General features: G+C 70.7%; 12 protein-coding genes. 4 read left to right on the plus strand and 8 right to left on the minus strand.

Translation table 11 applies throughout. The features are described from left to right. Positions 1–24 precede the first annotated feature (24 nt). Both BLR68_RS14120 and BLR68_RS14125 read left to right on the plus strand, forming a co-directional pair. Positions 25–2,535, plus strand: coding sequence for a circularly permuted type 2 ATP-grasp protein (locus BLR68_RS14120; protein WP_018185718.1), 2,511 nt, complete (start codon positions 25–27; stop codon positions 2,533–2,535). Beyond that, positions 2,532–3,413 carry a transglutaminase family protein gene (locus tag BLR68_RS14125; protein WP_018185719.1) on the plus strand — a complete coding sequence of 294 codons (882 nt, stop codon included), beginning with the start codon at positions 2,532–2,534 and terminating at the stop codon, positions 3,411–3,413. Before BLR68_RS14120 ends, BLR68_RS14125 begins: the two co-directional genes overlap by 4 nt. Before the next feature lie 118 nt (positions 3,414–3,531). Here BLR68_RS14125 and BLR68_RS14130 read toward each other — a convergent pair whose 3' ends face one another. The 6 genes from BLR68_RS14130 to BLR68_RS14155 form a co-directional block, all read right to left on the minus strand. Further along, a complete protein-coding gene (locus tag BLR68_RS14130; protein WP_018185720.1) occupies positions 3,532–5,016 on the minus strand; it encodes a hypothetical protein in 1,485 nt (494 codons plus the stop codon). A 161-nt stretch (positions 5,017–5,177) separates the two neighbouring features. After that, positions 5,178–5,891 carry a FadR/GntR family transcriptional regulator gene (locus BLR68_RS14135; protein ID WP_018185721.1) on the minus strand — a complete coding sequence of 238 codons (714 nt, stop codon included), beginning with the start codon at positions 5,889–5,891 and terminating at the stop codon, positions 5,178–5,180. After that, positions 5,888–6,661, minus strand: coding sequence for a 3-oxoacyl-ACP reductase (locus BLR68_RS14140; RefSeq protein WP_018185722.1), 774 nt, complete (start codon positions 6,659–6,661; stop codon positions 5,888–5,890). Before BLR68_RS14140 ends, BLR68_RS14135 begins: the two co-directional genes overlap by 4 nt. Positions 6,662–6,680: 19 nt before the next feature. After that, complete coding sequence (locus BLR68_RS14145; RefSeq protein ID WP_018185723.1) at positions 6,681–8,036, minus strand: aldehyde dehydrogenase family protein; 1,356 nt, start codon at positions 8,034–8,036, stop codon at positions 6,681–6,683. Beyond that, complete coding sequence (locus BLR68_RS14150; RefSeq protein ID WP_018185724.1) at positions 8,033–8,803, minus strand: gamma-glutamyl-gamma-aminobutyrate hydrolase family protein; 771 nt, start codon at positions 8,801–8,803, stop codon at positions 8,033–8,035. Before BLR68_RS14150 ends, BLR68_RS14145 begins: the two co-directional genes overlap by 4 nt. After that, entirely contained in the window at positions 8,784–10,139 is a 1,356-nt protein-coding gene (locus BLR68_RS14155; protein ID WP_018185725.1) for a glutamine synthetase family protein, read from the minus strand. Before BLR68_RS14155 ends, BLR68_RS14150 begins: the two co-directional genes overlap by 20 nt. A 171-nt stretch (positions 10,140–10,310) precedes the next feature. Here BLR68_RS14155 and BLR68_RS14160 point away from each other — a divergent pair, with 171 nt between their 5' ends. Then, positions 10,311–11,855, plus strand: coding sequence for an amino acid permease (locus BLR68_RS14160; RefSeq protein ID WP_018185726.1), 1,545 nt, complete (start codon positions 10,311–10,313; stop codon positions 11,853–11,855). A 110-nt stretch (positions 11,856–11,965) separates the two neighbouring features. Here BLR68_RS14160 and BLR68_RS14165 read toward each other — a convergent pair whose 3' ends face one another. Continuing rightward, complete coding sequence (locus tag BLR68_RS14165; RefSeq protein WP_018185727.1) at positions 11,966–12,451, minus strand: GNAT family N-acetyltransferase; 486 nt, start codon at positions 12,449–12,451, stop codon at positions 11,966–11,968. Positions 12,452–12,532: 81 nt separating this feature from the next. Here BLR68_RS14165 and BLR68_RS14170 point away from each other — a divergent pair, with 81 nt between their 5' ends. Further along, complete coding sequence (locus BLR68_RS14170; protein ID WP_018185728.1) at positions 12,533–12,961, plus strand: GNAT family N-acetyltransferase; 429 nt, start codon at positions 12,533–12,535, stop codon at positions 12,959–12,961. Between the two features lie 53 nt (positions 12,962–13,014). On the opposite strand, the gene BLR68_RS14175 is transcribed toward BLR68_RS14170, so the two are convergent. Next, positions 13,015–15,540, minus strand: a complete 2,526-nt coding sequence (locus tag BLR68_RS14175; protein ID WP_026302767.1) for an ATP-dependent Clp protease ATP-binding subunit — start codon at positions 15,538–15,540, stop codon at positions 13,015–13,017. Between the last annotated feature and the right edge of the window lie 66 nt (positions 15,541–15,606).

The raw sequence follows: 15,606 nt of genomic DNA on the forward strand, positions 1-15,606 counted from the left end.
CGCTTGACCCAGGAAGGTGACCCCGTGAGTGTGCTCCGTGACTATGCCGCGGCCGTGTCGCAACCGACGCTGTCGCTCGCGTCGACAGCGCCACGCTACGACGAGGTCGTCGACGGCGACGGCGCACTGCGTCCCGCCTGGCAGGGGCTCGCCTCGCTCGCCCTGGGCCTCACCCGCGAAGAGCTCGAACGCGTCGACGGCGAGATCTCGCGGTTCCTCGCCGACGACGGCGTCTCGTACGCGCGTGCGGGGGACGACCTGCGACCGTGGCAACTCGACCCGATGCCCTTCGTCCTGGATGCCGCGGGCTGGGCACGCCTCGACGTCGGCCTCGCGCAGCGCGCCGAGCTGCTGAACGCCCTCCTCGCCGACCTCTACGGACCGCAGGTCGTGCTGCGCGAGCGGATCGTGCCGGCCGCGGTCATCCTCGGTCACGCCGGGTTCCTCCGCGCGATGGCGCGCGCCGGCGACGAGAACCCGCCGCCCGACCTGCTGCTCTCGGCGACCGACCTCGGTCGCGACGCCGCCGGCGAATGGCACGTGCTCGCCGACCGCGTGCAGGCGCCGTCGGGCCTCGGGTACGCCGCCGAGAACCGGCGCGTGATCTCGCAGGTGCTGCCCGACCTGCTCGACGAGGGCACCCTGCACCGCATGGACCCTTACTTCGCCGCCCTCCGTGCCGCGCTCATCGCTGCGGCCCCCGAGGGAGCGAGCAGTCCCCGGATCGTCGTCCTCTCCCCCGGCCCGCTGTCCGAGACCGCGTTCGATCAGGCCTTTCTCGCCAACGCGCTCGGCTTCCCTCTCGTACAGGGCAGCGACCTCGTCGTCCGTGACGGCGCGGTGTGGATGAAGCCCGCCGGCTGGCCGCAGCGCGCCCCGCGCGAGCGCGTCGACGTCATCCTCCGACGGGTGGATGCCGAGTGGTGCGACCCGCTCGAACTCCGCTCGGGATCGCGGCTCGGCGTCGCCGGCCTGGCCGAGGCGGTGCGCCGCGGGCACGTGCGCGTCGTCAACGGACTCGGGGCCGGCGTGCTCGAGAACCCCGCGCTCCTCCCCTACCTGCCCGCCGTCTGCGAACGGCTCCTCGGCGAGCAGCTGCGTCTGCCGTCCGTCCCCGCCTGGTGGCTCGGCGACCCCGACGCCCGTGCCGACGCCCTCCCGCGCCTGACCGCCGGCGACCCGACGCTCGAGCTGCGCCACATCGACGACCCCCGCCGCCGCCTCGACGCGGCCGATCCCGAACTGCGCGCCCGCCTGGTGCGGGAGCCGCACCGGTTCGCCGCGGTCGAGCAGCTGGCCCTGTCGCAGGTCCCGGTGTGGGATGCCCGTGGCGCGGCATCCGCTCTGCCCGTCACCCTGCGGGGTTTCGCGATCCGCTTCGGGTCGACGTACCGTCCGCTCGTGGGCGGCCTGGCGACGGTGCGGACCGCACCCGAGTCGGCCCCCGTCACGAAGGACGTGTGGGTGTTGAAGTCGGACGAGGCGGAAGCCGATCAGGGGATCGTCGACGTGGCATCCCTGCCGACGACCAGAAGCGACCCGACCCTCGCGCCGCGCGCGCTGTCGGACCTGTTCTGGACGGGCCGCTACGCCGAGCGCGCCGAGGACCTCCTGCGTCTCGTGATCTCGACTCAGGCGGCGCTCGACCAGCCCGGCGCCCACCGGGCGGGCCAGGCGGGCGAGAGCGTGCGGGTGCTGCTCGCAGCGATACACACCCTCGCCGGCACGCGGGCGAGCGAACCAGAGGCGGAGTTCCGGTCGCTGTTGCTGGATGCCGCGCGTCCCGGATCGGCGGCGCACTCGATCGCGCGCCTCCGCGACGCCATGGAGGGGGTGCGCGATCAGCTCTCGGGCGACACGTGGCGCGTCTTCTCGAACATCGAGCGCGCGGTGCGCGCGCTCCGAACGGCGCCGCATCCGCACCGGACGGCGGAGTCCGCGGGACGGATGCTCGCCTCGATGCTGTCCCTCTACGGCGTGACGGCCAACATGATCCGCGACCCCGGCTGGCACATGATGGAGGCCGGTCGCTACCTGGAGCGCGGCCTGCAACTGACGACCCTGCTGTCGTCGGCGTTGTCGGCCAGTCGCAGTCCGCGAACCGACCGCGAAGTGCTCGAATCGCTGCTGCTGACGGCCGAGAGCGTCGTGACGCACCGCCGCCGCTACCGCGGTGCGATGCGAGCGGCCGACGTCGCCGAGCTGCTGCTGCTCGACCGCGGCAACCCTCGTTCGCTCGCGTTCTCGCTGCAGACCCTGCGCGGCCACCTGGCCGCCATGCCCGCCTCGACCGGCTCGTCGCGTGCGGAGCGTCTGCTCGACCAGCTCGAGACCGAGCTCGCCGAGATCGAGGTGCTCGAGATGACGGCGGTCGTCGGGGGACGCCGCGAGCGGCTCGTCGACGGGCTCGAGGGCGTCCGCGCTCAGCTGGAGCAGCTCTCGGACGCGATCGGCGACCTGCACTTCGAGGCCGGCCCGCCGGCGGTGTCGATGACCGAGCTGTCGCTCGTCGAGCTGATGGGTGCGCGCGCATGACCCGGTACCGCGTGTGGCATCGCACGGCGTACACCTACAGCGACGCCGTGCAGGACAGCATCGGCCAGTTCCACCTGCGCCCGCGCGACCTGCCGTGGCAGCGGATCGCCGGTTCCGAGGTGACGGTCGACCCCCTCCCGGGCGACATCTCCCCCCGCACCGACTGGTTCGGCAACTCGTCGACGTACTTCCACGTGACCGATCCGCACGAGGCGCTGACGATCGAGGCGTCGAGCGAGGTGACCGTCGCGGTGCCCGAGTACGACGCCGAGGCGCTCGCGCAGCCATGGGAGCTCGCGCGGCCGCTGCGGCATCCCGAACTCGGCGGCGCCGTCGAGGCCACGGAGTATGCGCTCGAGTCGGCACGGGTCGCGCACCACGAGGCAGCCCTCGCCTACGGGGCCGAGTCGCTGACACCGGGGAGGCCGATCGGTGAAGCCGCGACCGACCTGATGCAGCGGATCTTCCGCGACTTCGACTACGACAAGACCGCGACGACCGTGACGAGCACGGTGGGCGACGCGATGACGAAGCGGGCGGGCGTCTGCCAGGACTTCGCTCACGTCGCCCTCGCCTGCCTGCGCGGTCACGGCATCGCGGCGCGCTACGTCTCGGGGTACCTCGCGACGCAGCCGCCGCCCGGCAAAGAGCGCGTCTTCGGGGCGGATGCCTCGCACGCGTGGCTCGCGGTGTGGCTGCCCGGCACCGACCAGTGGCTCGCGATCGACCCGACGAACAATCAGTGGGCGAACGATCGGTACGTCACCGTCGCGTGGGGCCGCGACTACGGCGACGTCTCACCGGTTACGGGCATCATCTTCACCGAGGCGAAGACCTCGACCCTGCGCGTGCAGGTCGACGTCGCACCGCTCGATTAGCGCGCCGCGCGTTCGCGGATGCAATAGATCGGCCCCGACACCCCGCCCCCAGGCGAGTGGATGCCGCGTGTCGCCCGCGATCTCGTGCATCCGCCACCGGCCACCGCCGACGCCGAGGTCAGTTGCGGGGGTCACCGAGCGGCAGCACGCGCGAGCCGAAGTCGAGGATCGTGTAGCGACCACAGCGGACGGGCGTCGCGTCGAACGTCGAGACACCGGCGAAGGGGACGGTCGCGGCATCCTGGATCAGGAACGTCACCGGTCCGCGACGTTCGGCGCGGTTGACGAGCCAGTCGTAGGGGCGCATCGTGTTGTCGACCTGCACCAGGTGCGACGGGTCGGTGAGGGCGAGTTTCGGCGCGCGCACGGTCCAGAACTGCCCCGCACCGGTGCGGCCGGATGCGTCGATCCAGCGGGTGACGCACGCGAGATCGGCGTCCGGGCGGCTCGCGGCGGCGACGGTCCCGGGAACAGCGGCGACGGCGGCGAGAGCAAGCACGCCGGCAAGGATCACGCTCAGGGCGCGAGGGACCGACCGGACGGGTGGCGCCGCCGCGAGCACCACCACCGGCAGGAACACCCACGGCTGCAGATAGCGATCGGCGTCGGTGCCGGCCACGACGACGAGGGCGGTCGCCGCGAGCGGCGCGACGACCGCGAGGACGCAGACGGCCGCGACGACGCCGTCACGCCGACGCCACGACCGCACCGCGACGACGACGCTCGTCGCGAACAGGGCGAGCACCACGGCGAGCCACAGGAGTCCGTTCACAGAGACCACCGTGTCGCCGAGCACACCGGCGAGACGGGCGAGCGCGGCACCCGCCTGGTCGGGACGCAGGTAGTTGCCGCCGGCGGCGACAATGTTCGCCGCGAAGAACCCCCGCAGCAGGTAGCCGACCGCCGCCGCGCCCGCGACCGCGAGCAGCGTCACGAAGGCGAGACGCGGCACGATCCTGCGCCCGAGGAGCAAGATGCCGACGGTCACCGCGACCGGTCCGACGCACCACACGACGAAGAGGGGATTCGTGAGGGTCGAGATCGCGACGACGCCCACCATGACGGGCACGACACGAACGGCCGGCGCGCCGTCCAGCAGCCGCCGGAACAGACCCACGGTGACAAGAGTGCCGACGACCGTCGCGGAGTAGTAGGTCGTCGTCGCCGTCAGCAGCGCGAGGTGGAACCCCGGCATCCCGTCGGGCCCTTCGAGGAGGACCAGCGCGACGAACGCCGCGAACGCGAGAACGCTCCCCGTCACGGGCCGCGAGCCCGGCCGGGAGCGCCCGGCGACCAGGCGGATCCCGCCGTACACGGCGAGGAGGTTGACCACGGCGTTGAGCGTGAGCGTCCCTGTCGTGCCGAGCCCCAGGAACGACAGCGCCGCGTAGACCGTGGTCTCGGGCAGGAAGAGCACGGGTGACAGCGCCCAGTCCTGCGAGTCCCCGCGCCGCAGTGAATCCGCCATGAGCGCGACGACGACCGAATCCCCATCGCGGTACAGCAGCCACGAACTCGTCGAGGCGACGACGGCCACGGCGATGAGCGCGAGAGCCAGCGCCGCACCCCATCCGGCCGCCTCGGCGGCACGCCGCTGCATCATCCCGGGCCGCATCATCACCGCTCAGCACACCAGATTCGCCCCGGCGGCACCAGTCGGAGCGTGACGGATGCACGGCGGCCGGTACAGATGTGACAAGACGCGGCCCCGAACGCCACATCGCCCCCAGCGGCCGGACATCCGTCACCGTGCGGGCCGCGACCTCAGCCCAAGAACCCTCGCAGCAGCGCCTCCGACCCGGCGAGGTGCTCGAGCACGGCGGCCTCGGCCGCGTCCGCCCGCCCCGCCAGGATCGCCGCGACGATCCGCTCGTGCTGCGCGTCGGAATGCTCGATGTTGCGCGGCAGCAGCGGGAACGTGTCGAGCCAGGCGTTGATGCGCGCCCGGTTCTCGACGACCAGCGGCAGCAGCGACGGGATGCCGCTGGCCTCCGCGATGGCCAGGTGCAGCAGCGAGTCGAGCCGGCGGTACTCCCCCTCTGCGGCTCCGACGGTCGCTCGGTGATGCTGCTCGAGCGCGGAGCGGGCGGCATCCGTCAACGCCTGCGACGCAGCGGCGCGCGCGGCGCCCGCCTCGAGCACGCGGCGCAGGCCCAGGATGTCCTCGAGTTCGGCCGCGTCGACCGGGCCCGCGGGCACGGGCAGCGGATCGGCCACGAACGTGCCGCCGTATCGCCCCCGCCGCCGCACCACGTAACCGGCGTCGGCGAGCTCGCCGATCGCCTGCCGCACGGTGTCACGGCTCACGCCGTAGCGCTCGGCGAGCTCGCGCTCCGAGGGGAGGGACTCCCCCGGCGCGACCACGCCGAGCCGCACGGTCTGCACGAGCCGTGCGACGGTGTCTTCGAGCGCGTTGCCGCCGCGCACCGGTCGGTAGACGGTGCGGCCGAGATCCGGCGACGACGCGGCCGGGATCACAGCGGCGTCACGTAGGCGTTGGTGATGCCGCCGTCGACGACGAACGCGTTCGCGGTGATGAACGAGGAGTCGTCCGAGGCGAGAAAGGCGACGGCGGCGGCGAGTTCTTCGGGCTCGGCGAAGCGGCCCATCGGCACGTGCACGAGCCGTCGCTGGGCGCGCTCGGGGTCGGCGGCGAACAGCTCCTGCAGCAGCGGCGTGTTCACCGGTCCGGGGCAGAGCGCGTTGACACGGATGCCCTGCCGGGCGAACTGCACGCCGAGCTCGCGGGTCATCGCGAGGACGCCGCCCTTGGAGGCGGTGTACGAGATCTGCGAGGTGGCCGAGCCCAGCAGTGCGACGAACGACGCCGTGTTGATGATCGAGCCCTTGCCCGCCGGCACCATATGGCGCAGCGCGGCGCGCGAGCAGAGGTAGACGCTCTTGAGGTTGACGTCCTGCACCTTGTCCCACGCGGGCAGCTCGGTGGTCTCGATCGAGTCGTCATCGGCGGGAGAGATGCCGGCGTTGTTGAAGGCGATGTCGACCGAACCGAGGTCGGCGGCGACACCGTCGAAGAGCGCGTCGACGGATGCCTGGTCTGCGACGTTCACCTGGCGGAAGACGCCGCCCACCTCGTCGGCGGCCTTCTGGCCGGTCACGGGGTCGAGGTCGGCGATGACGACGCGGGCCCCCTCGGCGGCGAACCGCCGGGCGGTCGCGAGGCCGATGCCGCTGGCACCGCCGGTGATGATGGCGACGCGGTCGCGCAGGCGCTGGGTGAGATCCATTCGGGGAAGTCCTTCCGGGTCAGGAGGTGGCGTAGAAGACGTTCTTGGTCTGGGTGAAGTGCTCGGCCGCGTCGGGTCCGAGCTCGCGGCCGAGACCCGAGGCCTTCATGCCGCCGAAGGGGGTCGTGTAGCGCACCGACGAGTGCGAGTTCACCGACAGCACGCCGCTCTGCACGCCTCGGGAGACGCGGATGCCGCGACCCAGGTCGCGCGTCCAGATCGAGCCCGCCAGCCCGTAGACGGTGTCGTTGGCGAGGGCGATCGCGTCGGCCTCGTCGTCGAACGGCAGCACCGCGACGACGGGTCCGAAGACCTCTTCCGTCGCGATGCGGTCGGCGCGGTCGGCGAGCACGACGGTCGGAGCGAACCAGAACCCGTCGCCCTCGGGGGCGGCGCCGCGGAAGGCGACGTCGGCACCGTCGACGTACCCGGCGACGCGATCGCGCTGTGCGGCGGAGATGAGCGGGCCCATCTCGGTCGACTCGTCGTTCGGGTCGCCGACGCGCCATGCGGCGACGGCGGGTTCGACGAGCTCGAGGAACCGGTCGAACACCGAGCGCTCGACGAGCAGGCGGCTGCGGGCGCAGCAGTCCTGCCCGGCGTTGTCGAAGACCGAGCCGGGGACGGCCGCGGCGGCCGCCTCGAGGTCGGCGTCGGCGAACACGATGTTGGCGCTCTTGCCGCCGAGCTCGAGCGTCACGGGCTTGAGCTGGCGCGCGCAGCCCGCGGCGACCTCGGTGCCGACGCGGGTCGACCCGGTGAACACGACCTTGCGGACGTCGGGATGCGTCACGAACCGCTCGCCGACGACAGGGCCGGCACCGGGGATGACGGTGAAGACGCCGTCCGGCAGCCCCGCCTCGAGTGCCAGGTCTCCGAGACGCATCGCGGTCAGCGGGGTCATCTCGGCGGGCTTCAGCACGACGGCGTTCCCGGCCGCGAGCGCGGGGGCGAATCCCCACGCCGCGATCGTCATGGGGAAGTTCCACGGCACGATGATCCCGACGACCCCGTACGGCTCGTGGTAGGTCACGTCGAGCCCGCCGGCGACGGGGATCTGGCTTCCGATCAGGCGTTCCGGCGCACCGGCGTAGTAGTTGAGCACCTGCGCGACGTGCGAGGCCTCCCACCGGGCGGACGAGATCGGATGCCCCGCCTCGAGCACCTCGAGCTGGGCGAGTTCCTCGACGTGGTCCTCGACCACGTGCGCGAAGTTCCGGAGCGCATCGGCGCGGGCGACGGGGGCCAGCTCGGCCCACGCGCGCTGCGCGCGGACGGCGCGGGCGACCGCGGCATCCGTCTCCTCCACCGAGGCGAGCGCGACGTCGCGGACGGCGGCGCCGGTCGCGGGGTTGAGGACGGTGAAGGCGCTCATGCGGAGACTCCCCGGTGCGAGGCGGCGTAGGCGTCGGCGGCGGCGACCAGGCCGAGGAAGAGGCGCCGATCGGCGGAGTTCTCCTCGGGGTGCCACTGCACCGCGAGGAGGTAGTCGTCGCCCGGTGTCTCGAACGCCTGCACGAGCCCGTCATCGGTGCGGGCGGTGACGACGAGCCCCTCGCCGAGGCGGTCGACGCCCTGGTGGTGGTAGCTGTGGACGCCGTAGGGACCGGCGCCGATGAGGCCCGCGAGCTTCGTCGAGGCATCCACCTCGACGGTGTTCTCGGCGAAGACCCCGCCGCCGATCTTGTAGCGCTCGGTCCCGAGGGCTTCGGGGAGGTGCTGATGCAGCGTGCCGCCGTAGGCGACGTTGATGAGTTGCAGTCCACGGCAGATGCCGAAGACCGGGATGCCGCGCTCCCGCGCGCCGGCGAGCAGGGCGAGCTCCCACTCGTCGCGGTCCGCGCGGGCAGGGTCGGTGAGCGGATGCCGGGGCGCTCCGTACAGCTCGGGCTGCACGTCGAGTCCGCCGGTCAGGATGAGTCCGTCGAGCCCGTCGAGCACGACCGCCGCCGCGGCCTGGGCGGAGGGCTGCGGCGGAAGCAGCACGGCGACCCCGCCCGAGGCGGTCACGGCGTCGAAGTACTGCTGCGGGAGGAAGCTCGCGCGGACGTCCCACACCCCCTGCACCGCGCGCTCGAGGTAGGTGGTGAGTCCGATGACGGGGCGTCGGCCGCCCGCGGGATCAGAGACGTTCGAAGCCACGGATGCGCTCCCAGTCGGTCACGGCGGCGTCGTAGGCGAGGACCTCGACTCGCGCCTGGTGCAGGTAGTGGGCCACGACCTCGTCGCCGAACGCGGCGCGGGCGATCTCGGAGGCCTCGAACAGGTCCGCCGCCTCCCGCAGCGTCGTCGGCAGGTGATCGACGTCGGAGTCGTAGGCGTTGCCGGTGAGCGGTGCGGGCAGCTCGAGCTCGTGCTCGATGCCGTGCAGACCGCCCGCGATGATCGCCGAGATGGCGAGGTAGGGGTTGACGTCGCCGCCCGGCACGCGGTTCTCGACTCGCAGCGACGGCCCCTTCCCGACGACCCGGAGCGCGCACGTGCGGTTGTCGACGCCCCACGCGATGCCCGTGGGGGCGAAGGAGCCCTTCGCGAAGCGCTTGTACGAGTTGATCGTCGGCGCGTAGAGCAGCGTGAACTCCTTCAGCGTCGCGAGGATGCCGGCGATCCAGTGCTCCATGAGCGGGCTGAACCCGTGCTCGCCGTCGCCCGCCATGACCGCTTCGCCGTCCTCGCCGCGGACCGACAGGTGGATGTGGCAGCTGTTGCCCTCGCGCTGATCGAACTTGGCCATGAAGGTCAGCGACTTGCCGTGGGCGTCGGCGATCTCCTTCGCACCGTTCTTGTAGATCGTGTGCTGGTCGGCCGTTTCGAGCACCTCGGCGAAGCGGAACGCGATCTCCTGCTGCCCGTCGTGGCACTCGCCCTTCACGCCCTCGCAGTAGAGCCCGGCACCCTCCATGCCACGGCGGATGTCGCGCAGCAGCGGCTCGAGACGGGTCGTGGCGAGCAGGTTGTAGTCGACGTTGTAGTCGGTGGATGCCTGCAGTCCGACGTAGCGCTTGGCCCAGGCATCCCGGAACGAGTCGTCGAAGACGATGAACTCGAGTTCCGTACCCGAGTAGGCGACGAGGCCGCGGTCGGCGAGCCGCTGCCGCTGCGCGTTCAGGATGCCGCGGGGCGACTGGACCACCGCGCCGCCGCGCACGTAGTCCAGATCCGCCATGACGAGTGCGGTCGCCGGCTGCCAGGGGATGCGGCGGAGCGTCGCCATGTCGGGGCGGAGCACGAGGTCGCCGTAGCCCTTGTCCCAGCCCGACATCTCGTAGCCGTCGATCGTGTTGACGTCGACGTCGACCGAGAGGAGGTAGTCGCAGACCTCGGCGCCGTGCCCGGCGACCTCGTCGAGCCAGAAGCGGCCCGCGACGCGCTTGCCGACGAGGCGTCCCTGCGCGTCGGGGAAGGCGACGATCACCGTGTCGATCTCGTCGGCAGCGATCGCATCGGCGAGTTCGTCCACCGTCAGGTTTCCGGGCATCCGTGGTCCTTCCGTCGTGCACTGTGCGGGATCGTCGTGGGGCTGTAACGAGAACGCTACATCCCAAAGGTAGACATGGCATACCAATAGACGCCACACTCTTCCGCAAGGCGTGAGCCAGCGCGCCGACCCGACGGCGCGCCTCGCGCCGACCCGCAGCCAGGAGGTCTCATGACGAATCCGAGCACCACTCCCCCCGCGACCGGCGGCGTGCGCTACGCCCGAGCCGAAGAGGGCTACTTCGAGAAACGCACCCTGAAGCGCTCCGCTGGAGTCTGGGGGCTCTGGGGCCTCGCCGTCGCCGCCGTCATCTCGGGCGACTTCTCGGGGTGGAACTTCGGCATCGACTTCGCCGGTTTCGGCGGCATGCTGATCGCCTTCGCCGTGCTCGTGCTCATGTACTACGGACTCACCTTCTCGATCGGCGAGATGGCCGCCGCGATGCCGCACACCGGCGGTGCCTACTCGTTCTCGCGTTCCGCGATGGGGCCGTGGGGAGGGCTCGCGACCGGTCTCGCGGAGACGATCGAGTACGTCGCGACCACTGCCGTCGTCGTCTACTTCTCCGGCTCGTACGCCGACAAGGCGCTGAACCTGCTCACCGGTGTGAGCCTGCCGCCGTGGTTGTGGTGGGTCATCCTCTACGCCCTCTTCATCGGGCTCAACGCCGCGGGCGCCGCGGTGTCGTTCGGCTTCGCGATCGTGGTCTCGATCATCTCGATCGGCATCATCGTCGTGTTCGGGGTGATGGCCGTCGCGTCCGGTGCGTTCAGCTGGGACTCCCTGTGGGACATGGCCCCCAACCCGGACGCGTTCGGCGCGTCCGTCTTCCTGCCCGAGGGAATCGGCGCGGTCCTGTTCGCGCTGCCCTTCGCCATGTGGTTCTTCCTGGGGATCGAAGAGCTTCCGCTGGCGGCTGAGGAATCGCACAACCCGGCCCGCGACATCCCTCGCGCCGGCCTCTGGGCGCGCGGCACCCTCATCGTGACGGGCCTCATCGTGCTCTTCATCAACACGGGCGTGCTGGGCGCGGACGCGACCGGCCCGTCGACCGAGCCGTTGCTCGAAGGCTTCCAGGCGTTCCTGCCCGACCAGGCCGCCGCGATCCTGTCACTGCTCGCCCTCGTCGGCCTACTCGCGTCCCTGATGGGCATCATGTTCGCCTACGGACGCAACATGTACTCCCTCTCGCGGGCCGGGTACTACCCGCGCTGGCTGTCACTGACCGGCAAACGTCAGACCCCGTGGGTCGCGCTCACGTTCGGTGCCGTGCTCGGCTTCATCGCCCTCGTGATCCTGCAGGCCGCGGGCGGCGACACGAGCCCGGCCGGAGCGATCGTGCTGAACATCGCGGTGTGGGGCGCGGTGCTCGCGTACTTCCTGCAGATGGTGTCGTTCATCATCCTGCGGAAGAAGTTCCCGAACGCGGCGCGGCCCTACAAGAGCCCGTGGGGATTGTTCGGCGCCTACTCGGCCGCGATCATCGCCGCGATCGTGTTCGTCGGACTGCTGTTCAACCCGACGTTCCTGCTGGCGATCGTCGCGATCATCATCGTCTACGTCGTGATCTTCATCGGCTTCGCCGTCTACGGCCGCAAGCGCCTCATCCTCTCGCCAGAGGAGGAGTACGCGCTCTCGGGCGGCCTCCACGGCGACCCGCAGCGCGAGGGCTACGACGCCATGGAGAAGGACGTCTTCGGAGACACGCGCTCCTGACCGACCCGGGCGGGCCGGGTGCTGCTGAGGGCGCACCCGGTCCGTTCGCACGTGCGGCCACGTTCGGATGCCTCGCGGCGCCGGCATCCCTCGCATCCGACGACAGCGGGTCAGAGCACGAGGCGGAGGCACACGAGCCGATCGCGCGACTCCCATGACGGCGCCTCGACGAAGCCCTGCCGCGCGTAGAGGGCGAGCGCGTCGGCACGCCAGTCCCAGACCGACAGGCGAAGTCCGGTCGCACCGACGGCACGCGCGCGGTCGGCGGCATCCGTCAGCAACGTCGACCCGGCGCCGGAGCGACGCCCCGCGGGCGCGACCCAGAGCCGCTTGATCTCGAGATCCGATCCCGACCGGTGCAGCACCGCCATCCCGATCGCGCTGCCGTCGCGCTCTGCGACGATCACCTCGGCGCCTGCGAAGGCTGCCGCAGGGTCGCGCACCTCGGCCGCGTAACGCTCGGGCAACGGGCCCCGCTCGGCGAGCCCCTGTTCGACCTTCTCGCCCTCGGTCTGCGCGTGATAGTCAGCCAGCATCGCAGCGACCAGGCCGAGATCGGCACCGTCGAGGACGGCCGGGCGAACGAGGAGAGGCACCCGACCATCCTCGCCTGTCAGCGGAGGCGACGAATCGCACGCGATCTCTCGGCGTCGCGCCCGCCGGGGTTGAATGGACGGATGCGCTGGACGACCCGCCTCTCGACGCCCGCAGACGCGACGTGGATTGCTGAACTCCGCGCCGTCGTCATGCGCCCCGACCTCGAACGCCTCGGCGTCTTCAGCCCCGAGCGGGTGCGGCAGCGGTTCCTCGACGCGTTCGACCCCGCCCTCACCCGCGTGATCGTCGTCGACCGGGCGGATGCCGGTTGCGTCGCCGTCCGCTCGGCCCCGGACGGTACGTGGATCGAGCACTTCTATCTGGACGAGCGTGTGCAGGGGCACGGTGTGGGGACGCAGGTCCTGCAGTCGGTCCTCGCCGAAGACCACCCGGGACCTTGGCGCATCAATGTCCTGCAGAAGAGCCCGGCCCGCCGCCTCTACGAGCGTCACGGCTTCATCCTCGACAGCGAGGACGAGGTCGACGTCTTCCTGGTCCGCCGGGACTGAACGACGAAGGGGTCGGATGCCTCTCGGCATCCGACCCCTGTCGTTCGTGTCGCTTACGACCCGGCGATGATGTCCGGGCTCGCGGTGATCTCGCCCGCGGCGCCCACACCGACCGCTTCGCGGCCTTCCTGGCGGGTCGTCGCGAAGACGAAGGCGTTGTTCTGGACGTCTACCGCGACGTGGTCGCCGGCGTTCAGCTCGCCACGGAGGATGCGCTCGGAGAGCTGGTCCTCGACCTCGCGCTGCATGGCGCGGCGCAGGGGCCGGGCACCGAGGGTCGGGTCGAACCCGATCTCGATGAGGCGGTCCTTGGCGGCATCCGTCAGCTCCACCGTCATGTCACGGTCGAGCAGACGCTCGCTGAGGCGCTTCGTGAACAGCGTCACGATCTGGCGCAGCTCGGCCTTGTTGAGCTGCGGGAAGACGATGACGTCGTCGACACGGTTGAGGAACTCGGGCTTGAAGTGACGCTTCAGCTCCTCGTCGACCTTGCCCTTCATCCGCTCGTAGGTCGTCTGCGAGTTGCCCTCGACCTGGAAGCCGACCGGACCACCGGCGATCGCCGACGAACCGAGGTTCGTCGTCATGATGATCACGGTGTTCTTGAAGTCGACCACGCGGCCCTGACCATCGGTCAGTCGACCCTCTTCGAGGATCTGCAGCAGCGAGTTGAAGATGTCCGGGTGGGCCTTCTCAATCTCGTCGAAGAGGACCACGGAGAACGGCTTGCGGCGCACCTTCTCGGTGAGCTGGCCGCCCTCTTCGAAGCCGACGAACCCGGGAGGGGCACCGAACAGTCGCGAGACCGTGTGCTTCTCGCCGAACTCCGACATGTCGAGGGAGATCAGCGCGCCCTCGTCGTCGAAGAGGAACTCGGCGAGCGCCTTGGCGAGCTCGGTCTTACCGACGCCCGTGGGGCCGGCGAAGATGAACGAGCCCGAGGGGCGGTTCGGGTCCTTGAGTCCGGCACGCTGGCGACGGATCGTGCGGGAGAGGGCCGCGATGGCCTCCTCCTGACCGATGACGCGCTGGTGCAGGGCCTTCTCCATGAAGACGAGACGGCTGGTCTCCTCTTCGGTGAGCTTGAAGACGGGGATGCCGGTGGCCTGCGCCAGCACCTCGGCGATCAGACCCTCGTCGACGACCGCGTGCGACGCGACGTCACCCGAGCGCCACTGCTTCTCGAGGCGCAGACGCTCGGCCAGGAGCGACTTCTCCTCGTCGCGCAGGGAGGCTGCCTTCTCGAAGTCCTGCTCCTCGCTGGCGGCTTCCTTGTCCTCGCGGACCTTGGCGATCTTCTCGTCGAATTCGCGCAGCTCCGGCGGGCTGGACAGGATCGACAGACGCAGGCGTGCGCCGGCCTCGTCGATCAGGTCGATGGCCTTGTCGGGCAGGAAGCGGTCCGAGACGTACCGGTCGGAGAGGTTCGCCGCGGCGACGATGGCGCCGTCGGTGATCTGCACCTTGTGGTGAGCCTCGTAGCGGTCGCGCAGGCCCTTCAGGATGTTGATCGCGTGGGGAAGGCTCGGCTCCGCCACCTGGATCGGCTGGAAACGGCGCTCCAGCGCGGCATCCTTCTCGAAGTGCTTGCGGTACTCGTCGAGCGTCGTCGCACCGATCGTCTGCAGCTCACCGCGGGCGAGCAGCGGCTTCAGGATGCTGGCGGCGTCGATCGCGCCTTCGGCGGCACCCGCACCCACGAGGGTGTGGATCTCGTCGATGAAGACGATGATGTCGCCGCGCGTGCGGATCTCCTTGGTGACCTTCTTGAGGCGCTCCTCGAAGTCACCGCGGTAGCGGGAACCGGCGATCAGCGAACCGAGGTCGAGCGAGTAGACCTGCTTGTCCTTGAGCGTCTCGGGAACTTCGCCCTTGACGATCGCCTGGGCGAGGCCCTCGACGACGGCGGTCTTGCCGACACCGGGCTCACCGATGAGGACGGGGTTGTTCTTCGAGCGGCGCGACAGGATCTGCATCACGCGCTCGATCTCCTTCTCGCGCCCGATGACGGGGTCGAGCTTGTTGTCGCGCGCTGCCTGCGTGAGGTTGCGGCCGAACTGGTCGAGGACGGCGGAGCCGCCCTGCGCCGTGGCCTGGGCCTGCTCGCCGGCGCCGGAAGCGACGCCCGCGGGCTCCTTGCCCTGGTAGCCGCTGAGCAGCTGGATGACCTGCTGGCGCACCTTGTTCAGGTCGGCGCCGAGCTTGACGAGAACCTGCGCGGCGACGCCCTCACCCTCGCGGATGAGCCCGAGCAGGATGTGCTCGGTGCCGATGTAGTTGTGGCCCAGCTGCAGCGCTTCGCGCAGCGACAGCTCGAGCACCTTCTTGGCACGCGGCGTGAACGGGATGTGACCCGTCGGCTGCTGCTGCCCCTGCCCGATGATGTCCTGGACCTGCTCGCGCACGGCGTCGAGCGAGATGCCCAGGCTCTCGAGGGCCTTGGCGGCGACGCCTTCACCCTCGTGGATCAGGCCGAGGAGGATGTGCTCCGTGCCGATGTAGTTGTGGTTCAGCATCTTCGCCTCTTCTTGGGCGAGCACCACCACACGACGTGCACGGTCTGTGAATCTCTCGAACATCGTCTCCACCTCCACTCGACGCACTGGCGGCGTCTTACGTAGAGGCTAACGACGGCGGGATGCCGG

This window comes from Microbacterium sp. 77mftsu3.1, assembly GCF_900100525.1.
GTDB lineage: Bacteria > Actinomycetota > Actinomycetes > Actinomycetales > Microbacteriaceae > Microbacterium > Microbacterium aquilitoris.